The sequence below is a fragment of the Mesorhizobium sp. M0184 genome, from assembly GCF_040322215.1.
Lineage (GTDB): Bacteria > Pseudomonadota > Alphaproteobacteria > Rhizobiales > Rhizobiaceae > Mesorhizobium.
In genome coordinates, this window is the sequence record NZ_JAMYSZ010000075.1 from 1 (window position 1) to 7,423 (window position 7,423).

A 7,423-nucleotide genomic window follows, 5' to 3' on the forward strand; every position below is an offset into this window, starting at 1 on the left:
GAATTTCCCGGGCTACGCATACCTGCCTGGCAAACATCCGCATCCGGTTCGCGACCCGCTGGGTCACAGTTACCAAAGCGACCCGGTGACCGTTGTTGCCGTCGAGGAATCACTCAGCTCAAACGGGTTCCGATGGGGTATCGACCTTTTCAATCACGGCTATTACTGGGAAGCCCATGAGGCTTGGGAGCCTCTTTGGCACGCTGCGAAACAAAGCACTCAGCATCGCCTTTTGTTCAAGGGATTGATCCTGTTGGCGGCGGCCGGGGTGAAAATCCGCGAGGGAAAGCGGGTCGCTGCCGCGCGCCATGCGGCGAGAGCTGCAGCGCTTTTTCGTCGGGTGGCGCCTCTGCCGAGCCGGCCCTTTGAGGCCGCACTCGGAATGACACCTGCCGCGCTCGCGGTACACGCCGAAACGGCCACAACTTTCCCGGCTGTTTTGCGAACTTCTCAAGTCCTACGGTCGCATTGTTCCGTGTCGTGGAATGTCTAACTGGATCGAAAGCCGGACTAGGCTTGGACATGAGCCAGTTTGCAAAAAGCGCGGCAGCTTTGTTCCACGGCGTTTCTTTGAGCGATACAAGATAGACGTTACCAGGGCGTTGATCTTCCCCAGGCAGGAGCTCAACCGGTTGGCCGCGGCGTACCTGTTCGCTCGCCGTGCCAATCCAACCCAACGCTATTCCGCTGCCAGCCAAGGCCTGCCTCATCGTAAGGTGGTTGTCGAACACAGGACCCGGCAGCCCCTTCCGACACGTTTACCCCGGAGTGCTGGAACCATTGCTTCCAGTCGAACCACGTCTTGTCCTGGCATGCTTCCTTTGGGTCGCCTTTATAGTGGGGTAATCACAACAAACCTGGTGCGGCGGTCAAGCCGCCAGAATGAGCTCGTTTAATCCGGAATGAGCTCGTTTAATGAAGCGCCAGCCTCCGGCTGCGGGAGAAAGGGAGTGCCGGGCCTCAGGACATCCGTGTCACCATCATGCTGACGGCCGTATCGATGGCATCCGTCGTGGACGGTCCATGGTAACGATCATGACCGGACCTTCAATTCATTCGGGCCACCGCACACCTCTCGGTCGAGGCGGCGCATGAGGCAAGCCACAAGGCATGGGTGGGCAAAAGCGGCTTACAGCACTACGAGCGCATGCTCCGCTCCGATGACTTCAACGAAGGTGCCGTCGCCTTTTCGGAAAAGCGCAATTCCGAGTTCAAGGGGAAGTAGCCATGGACGCGGTAACCACAACGCGCGCGGGTCTACTTGGACAGCACCGTCTGGCACCGATGCTGGACACCCGCTCCATGGTGGTTGCCGGGGTGTCCGGCAGGGAAGGCTCATTCGGCTTGCGGCTGGCCCAGTCCGTCGTCAGCGCCGGATATTCGGGGCGCATCCAGTTCATCGATCCGCGTCAGACCGAAATCCTGGGGAGGCCATGCTTCGCCGCCTTCGCGGACGTTGACGAGGCGCCGGATCTGGCGGTGCTTGGTGTCGGCCCCTAACGCGGCCGCTTCGGCAATGCCGACGCTTCTGGTGGCGCGCGGATGCCGACAGAGGAAGAGCGTGGGTGGGCTGCGGTGGCGGGTGAAGGTCCGGGAGAGAGTCTCCCGGCGCCCGCCGAGGAGCTCCAACCATGACACAGATGGAAATTCACACGCCCACCCGCAACGAGCGTGCCGGTTACAAGGTCGACGTCAGCCGCGGTCAGCGCATCGGCCGCGTGTCGTCAGAATGGTTCAACCGGCCGGCGGATGAGCGATACCTGTCGCTCACCGACCTTCGGAATTCGGTGAAGGCCCGGTCGGAGCGCAGCAAGACCCGCATCGTCGAGAGTGAGCTGATCCGCGTCGAGGCCAGCCGCGACGATCCGGAGCGCCTGAGGTTAATGCTGCCCGATGCGCCTGCCCCAGTTGCCCCCACGCATTGGAGTTTTGGCCAACTCGCCAGCCTGGTAGGTGCACCGGCCACCTATCTGCGCCAGCTTCCGGCCCCGCTCGCGGCGATCAACCTTCAGCACGGTCTCCTCAACCGCCGCGCCGAGCAGGTGAAGACGCTGGAAATCGAGAACGGACGCCTCGAGCTGCGAGCGGTTACAGGTCCGGACTATGGCAGGATTTTCGATGAAGAGCTGATCGCGGCCGTCCAAAAAATCGCCGGCAACGGTACCGGCGACACCCGCTGGAAGATTCCTGGCGTGCTCGACTGGTCAACGGGAATCTACAATCCGAATGTCGACATTTCCAATGCCACGACGACGATCTATGCGTCCGACCGTGATGTCTTTGTCTTCCTCGTCGACGACCTGAATCCGATCGAAGCCGGCAAGCTGCCCGATGGCTCGCCCGACGTCTTTTTCAGGGGGTTTTATTGCTGGAACTCGGAGGTCGGCGCCCGCACGCTTGGAATCGCCAGCTTCTATCTACGTGCAGTGTGCCAGAATCGTTGCCTCTGGGGCGTGCAGGATTTCCAGGAAATCATTATCCGGCATTCCAAATATGCCGCCTCGCGTTTTGCCCTGGAAGCCGAGCCAGCGCTGATCCAGTTCGCGGAGTCTTCGCCCATGCCGTTCGTCAATGGCATCAAGGCTTCGCGGGAGCGTGTCGTCGCTCGGGACGACGAAGATCGCCAGAGCTTCCTGCGCAAGCGCGGCTTCTCCAAGGCGGAGACGACGAAGATCATCGATGCCGTGCTTTCGGAGGAAGGGCACCCGCCCGCCTCGATTTTCGACTTCGTGCAGGGCATTACACGGGTGGCGCGCGACAAGCCGCATCAGGATGTTCGCCTGGAGATGGAGGGCAAGGCCAAGAAGCTTCTCGATCTGGCAGCATGATACTGCAATGCTGCGCGCGGCGGGAGTAGGTAACGTCACCGGGCTGCTGATGCCGCCAGTTTCGAACATGTGCATCGCTGCGGGGCGCAGCACACGGCCTGCGCTGCCGGTCTGGCAAACACATCTCTCAGTCTAAGTGTGCGCCGCACAAAATCGCAATGCTGCTATGCACAATTAATGTTTCTCGGCTGCGCGGAAGGGAGTAGTCTGTCGATATCGAGTTTCGTCCGGGTCACCTCCTCCCGACCTTGGCGACCAGGGACGGCATTTATTCCTCCCGAATGCTGTCGTCCAAATCAAGCCCGCCGCACCTCCTCCCGCGGCGGGCTTTTTCGTTTGCGAGCGGCGGCTTCTGGCAGCCCGATTGCAGGAAACGAACGCGGAGGTCCGTCAGTCGGGGAGGTTGAACCGTTCGATGGTGATGGTACGCGCGACATCCACGGTAATCTCCAGCACTTCGTTCCATGCCTCCTCCCCACCGAGCTCGGAAAGGGCGAGATGAAAGAGCCTGTGCTGGAGATCGAGGCTCATCAGGCCAGGGGCGGTGTTGAAGGCGACCAGCCCGACATGCAGCTCCTCGCGGCGATAGAGGCCGCGAAAGTCGGTCGTGTTGTGCGTGACGAGCACATAGCCGCCCTGCGGCCGGTGCGTGCACCGGCGGTGATGGCTTTTTCAGGGTTCAGGCGGCGCGCCGTTCGGAGGAACGCGAACCGTCTCGACCAACCCCAGTGATGGCGCGGAGGCGGCGGCGAGCGGCGGAATGTCGTCGAGCATGTCGAGCGCGACGCGACCGCGCGCCGGGTCACCATATGGTCCTTGGCGCCGGCGAGGCCCAGCCAGCGCACATGGCTCGACTCTGGAAAACCCCGTTCGCGCGCCAGTTTCGCAAGCTCTGGGCTCAGGCATTCGTCGATCAGGAATTTCACGAAACGGCCGGCAGATCGTCGAGACGGATTGTGCGTTTCGATTTCGCCGCCGTGCTGCGCCACGCCGGCTTGACCGGCGGACGGCCACGCCGCGGATAGGCGAGCGCATAGTCGGCCGCGAGCCTGATCCGGTCGAGAGTCAGTTGCGGATAGGCGGCACGGATCGCGTCGGCCGTGTCGCCGTTGGCGAGCATGTCGGCAACGTCATGAACAAGCACGCGTGTTCCCACAAAGGCCGGCTGACCGCTAAGTACCGCTGGATCGCGCGCCACCATCGCCTTTGCTTTCCTCAGCCGGCTGAGGCCGGCCCTTACCCCGGCGGTGATCGGCTTCAGGTCGACCTTAAGGGGATCGTCCGCGACCACGGGCGTAGCATCATCGGCAATGGCGTGCTCGACGATCCGCCGCCGCGCGGCCGGCGTCAGCGTCTCCGCCGTCAGCCAGGCGAGGCGTAGGCCGACGAGACCCGCTCCGACGATGACGCGGCTGCCGCGGCGCGTCTCGACACGGCCGCGCAGCAATCCTGCATCGATGATGCGATGCACCTGCTTGAGCGGCACCTGCGTTACCGCCGCCGCCTCATTGGCGGTGAGCACTTCGCTGCTAAACCCCGGCATGACAATAATCCTTCCACATTCGTGGAAGATATATAGCCATTCTGCCTTCCGCAGTCCAGCGAAGCTTTGCGGCAGCCGGCGGCGTCCGTGCCAGACGCCCGACGGGAGGCAGAGGGGGAGGGGAGGTTTCCTGACGGGCTTGGAGGTTCGGGGAGAGGCCCCGGCCGCCCGTCATGGAGAACCTGACCATGGCAAAGAACGCCATTCAGAAGATCGCGATGAACGCCGCGGAGAACATTCCCTATGACAAGCTCAGGCTGTCGCAGAAGAATGTCCGGCGCATCAAGGACGGCGTGTCTATCGAGCAGCTGGCTGAGGACATCGGGCGGCGAAAGCTCATCCAGAGCCTGAACGTCCGTCCGATGCTCGACGGCGAGGGCGAGGAGACCGGCACGTTTGAGGTGCCGGCCGGCGGTCGTCGCTATCTCGCGCTCGGTATCCTCATCAAGCAAAAGCGCCTGGCAAAGAACGAGCCGATCCCCTGCATCGTTAACCGCAGGCAGGAGACCTCGGCCGAAGAGGACTCGCTTGCTGAAAACCTGCGGCGCGCCGATCTGCATCCGCTGGACCAGTTTCGTGCCTTCAAGACGCTAAGCGATCACGGTCTCGATCCGGACGAGATCGGCGCCCGCTTCTTCGTGTCGCCGGCGACGGTGAAACAGCGCCTCAGGCTCGCCTCTGTGTCGCCGAAACTTCTCGACCTCTATGAGAAGGACGAAATCCGGCTCGAACAGATCATGGCGTTTTCGATCTCCGACGATCATGCGCGCCAGGAGCAGGTCTGGGAGCGGATCTCCAGCTCGCACACGCAGGAACCGTATTACATCAGGCGTCTGCTGACGGAGACCACCGTTCGCGCCGATGATCGCCGTGCCGTCTATGTCGGCGCCGAAGCTTATGAGGCTGCCGGCGGGGTCATCCTTCGCGATCTCTTCGAGCAGGATTCCGGCGGCTGGTTCCAGGATGCCGCACTTCTCGAGCAGCTTGTCTTCGACAGGCTGAAGGTGGATGCCGAGGCGATCCGCGCCGAAGGCTGGAAATGGGTGGATGCGGCGATCAGCTTTCCCTATGGCCACACCTCCGGGATGCGGCGCATCTACGCCGAGGCGCAGGAGCTCAGCGCCGAGGAGATCGAACGCTACGACGCGCTGAAGGCCGAATACGACAAGCTGGATGTGGACTATGCCCAGGCCGAGGATGCCGACGAAGCAATCGAGGCGAAGCTCGACCAGCTGGGTGCCGAGCTCGATGCGATCGATGATCGTCCTCAAACCTACGATCCCGCCCAGAAGGCCATTGCCGGTGTGTTCGTTACGCTTGCCGCGAACGGCAAACTCCAGGTCGACGCCGGTTTCGTGCGGTCCGAGGACGAGCCGCGGACCGAAACCGGCGACGTCGATGTGGGCGAGGAAGGGGGCGCCGCCGGCGGAACGCGATCCAATGGCGACGACGATGGCGATGGTGTTGTCGTCAACGGCGAGCCGGTGAACGACACCTCTGGCGCCGACGGCGAGGATGATGACATCAAGCCACTGCCCGATCGGCTCGTCTTCGACCTGACCGCGCAGCGCACGCTGGCACTGCGCAACGCGCTCGCCGGTGACGTCGACATCGCCATCATCGCCGCACTCCATGCCTTCGTCCTGCAGGTCTTCTATCGCTTCGCGCCGGACACGTGCCTGGAGATCAGCCTGAAGAGCGGCAGCTTCAGCCAGGTCGACGGTCTTGCCGAGACATCCTGGGCCAAGGAGATCGCCGAGCGGCACGAAGCCTGGGACCGCGATTTGCCCGATGAGGCGGAAGGCCTGTGGGACTTCCTGTTCGGCCTCGACGAAGCAAGCCGCAAGGCGCTGTTCGCGCATTGCGTCTCGCTGACCCTCAATGCGGTGGTCGAACCCTGGAACAGGCGACCGAAGGCGCTCGAGCATGCAGACATGCTTGGCCGCTCGCTCCAGTTCGACATGGTCAACGCCGGCTGGACGCCTACGGTCGAGTTCCTCGGGCGGCTCACCAAGGCGCGGATTCTACAGGCTGTCCGTGAAGCTCGTGGCGCAGACTCCGCGCAGCTGATCGACCACATGCAGAAGGACATCATGGCGCGTGAGGCCGCGCGTCTTCTCGAACGGTCGAACTGGCTGCCCGAGCCGCTGCGCGTTGAGGTCGATGAAGTTGCTACCGATTCTGGCGATGCGATCGCCGGCGACATGTCGGACGAGGCGGCTCTCGACGGCGATGCCACCGAGCTGCCGGCCTACCTCGCCGACGATGCGGATCCGTCCTCCGATGAGCCGGTGACCATCGACGGCGGCGAGGCGGATCACCTCCAGGCCGCTAAATAATCGGCCTCACGCTCGCACCGGGCCCGGCACTCCCGCCGGGCCCTTTTTCGTTTTCCGACATGGAGAAACCCGCATGTCCGCACATATCGTGTACGAATCCGCTCCTCTGGGGAGCGTTATCCGGTACCGCTCCGGCACCGCGAAACCGCCGGCTCGCTTCACCAAAAAGCTCGCCGCCTGGGAGAGCCGCAACGGCGTCGGTCGTTTGGTCAGGAAGGAACCGCCGCGCGAGCGCGCGACCTATAGCTCGCCGGCTTACTTCACCCTGTATGAGGGTGATTTCGGGCAGGGCGGCATCATCGTCGTCTCGGTCAGGCGCACATGGTCCGTTGAAAGCGACCTGCGTTTCGAGGTCATGGAGCGTTCCATGATCGGCATGGTCCGCGTCCTGCAGGAACTCGGGGACAGCCCGGAACTGCTCTATCCCGCCAAGGATCGCGAGGCGGCCGAACGCTGGCTCGCCAGCAATTCGTACAGCCGAGCCTATCTCGAAGAGGTCTCCGCCGATGAGGTCGGCGCCGACGTCATTGAGGGCCGACGGCCGCCTGATCGCCTCACCCCATAGAACCACTCCGACCACAGGCCCGGGGGGGGGGGGCCGCTGCCCGGCGGGTTGGGGTTGATTGGGGTGGGCCATTTTGGCTGGGAAAAAAACAGGGGCGATTGCGGGGAGCACGAAAGCCCGGTTTAAACCACACCCCCGGGACCGCGGG

The 7,423-nt window shown here is 63.2% G+C and carries 8 protein-coding genes; 5 read left to right on the forward strand and 3 right to left on the reverse strand.

Features of this window, described 5'->3' with window-relative positions:
• The 3 genes from NKJ23_RS34125 to NKJ23_RS34135 form a co-directional block, all read left to right on the forward strand.
• A partial coding sequence (locus NKJ23_RS34125; RefSeq protein ID WP_352496764.1) for a DUF309 domain-containing protein occupies positions 1–493 on the forward strand: 493 nt, incomplete at its 5' end.
• A 734-nt stretch (positions 494–1,227) separates the two neighbouring features.
• A complete protein-coding gene (locus NKJ23_RS34130; protein WP_031195148.1) occupies positions 1,228–1,500 on the forward strand; it encodes a CoA-binding protein in 273 nt (90 codons plus the stop codon).
• A gap of 131 nt (positions 1,501–1,631) precedes the next feature.
• On the forward strand, positions 1,632–2,828 hold the full coding sequence (locus NKJ23_RS34135) for a DUF932 domain-containing protein (protein ID WP_352468590.1): 1,197 nt from the start codon (positions 1,632–1,634) through the stop codon (positions 2,826–2,828).
• 390 nt (positions 2,829–3,218) lie between these two features.
• On the opposite strand, the gene NKJ23_RS34140 is transcribed toward NKJ23_RS34135, so the two are convergent.
• Genes NKJ23_RS34140 through NKJ23_RS34150 form a run of 3 tightly spaced genes read right to left on the reverse strand, consistent with a single transcriptional unit; the run spans position 3,219 to position 4,371 of the window.
• A complete protein-coding gene (locus tag NKJ23_RS34140) occupies positions 3,219–3,455 on the reverse strand; it encodes a hypothetical protein (RefSeq protein ID WP_352496765.1) in 237 nt (78 codons plus the stop codon).
• Complete coding sequence (locus NKJ23_RS34145; protein WP_352685126.1) at positions 3,359–3,817, reverse strand: DUF5615 family PIN-like protein; 459 nt, start codon at positions 3,815–3,817, stop codon at positions 3,359–3,361. Before NKJ23_RS34145 ends, NKJ23_RS34140 begins: the two co-directional genes overlap by 97 nt.
• On the reverse strand, positions 3,751–4,371 hold the full coding sequence (locus NKJ23_RS34150; RefSeq protein ID WP_352496762.1) for a DUF433 domain-containing protein: 621 nt from the start codon (positions 4,369–4,371) through the stop codon (positions 3,751–3,753). The genes NKJ23_RS34145 and NKJ23_RS34150 overlap by 67 nt, the downstream gene beginning before the upstream one ends.
• Positions 4,372–4,559: 188 nt before the next feature.
• Between NKJ23_RS34150 and NKJ23_RS34155 the strand changes: the two genes are divergently transcribed.
• Both NKJ23_RS34155 and NKJ23_RS34160 read left to right on the forward strand, forming a co-directional pair.
• A complete protein-coding gene (locus tag NKJ23_RS34155; RefSeq protein ID WP_352496761.1) occupies positions 4,560–6,710 on the forward strand; it encodes a ParB/RepB/Spo0J family partition protein in 2,151 nt (716 codons plus the stop codon).
• 73 nt (positions 6,711–6,783) lie between these two features.
• The gene (locus NKJ23_RS34160) at positions 6,784–7,275 is read left to right on the forward strand and encodes a UCP036055 family protein (protein WP_352496760.1); all 492 of its coding nucleotides are present in this window, start codon (positions 6,784–6,786) and stop codon (positions 7,273–7,275) included.
• The last annotated feature ends 148 nt before the right edge of the window (positions 7,276–7,423 follow it).